This window comes from Psychrobacter sp. T6-1, assembly GCF_052258445.1.
In genome coordinates this window covers 1-733 of the sequence record NZ_JBQQFC010000685.1, presented here as the reverse complement: position 1 = coordinate 733, position 733 = coordinate 1, and the positions used below count along the sequence as shown (strand labels likewise).

Annotated in this window: 1 protein-coding gene; it reads left to right on the top strand. The window is 47.6% G+C overall.

Features of this window, described 5'->3' with window-relative positions; genetic code table 11:
* Positions 1 to 733 (top strand): glycine--tRNA ligase subunit beta (locus ACTXGO_RS15395; protein ID WP_443575130.1); only part of this gene is annotated, 733 nt, incomplete at both ends.

Below are 733 nucleotides of genomic sequence, written 5' to 3'. Positions count from 1 at the left end.
CGATTTGGGAAAAATCTGAGCGTATTGCTAAACTTGCCGCTTTTATCGCCACTTTGATGCAAGAGCAAGGCCATACCCTAGATATCAATGAGACGGTACGAGCAGCGATACTGTCCAAAGCAGATTTGGCTAGCTCACTGGTGGGTGAATACCCTGAATTGCAGGGTATTGCAGGTACTTATTACGCGCGTCTCAATGGTGAGCCAGAAGCCGTCGCAGCCGCTATTGAGGAGCAGTACTTACCCAAATTCAGCGGCGACGAGTTGCCACAAACCGCGATTGGTATTTGCTTAGCGCTAGCAGATCGTTTAGATACCTTGGTCGGTATCTTTGCGATAGATCAAGCGCCGACGGGCTCAAAAGATCCATTTAGCTTACGCCGCTCAGCTATTGGTATTTTGCGTATATTGATCGAAAAGCAGTTACCGATTAATCTAATAGCGCTCGTTGAGCAAGCGATTAAAGGCTATAGCGATAAGAGCGGCAACAAAATCGCCAAAATGGGTGATGCTTTTACTCAAGTCATGAACTTTTTGAACTCGCGCTATCGGGCAATGTATACCGAGCAAGGCGTCAGCGTCGATACTATTCAAGCAGTGCAAGCGATTAACCCGCACATGCCGCTTGATTTTGATCAACGTATTCGCGCGGTACAGGCTTTTAGTGAGCTGCCTCAAGCGGGTATGCTTGCAGAATCTAACAAGCGCGTGGCAAATATTTTGGCCAAGTCTGA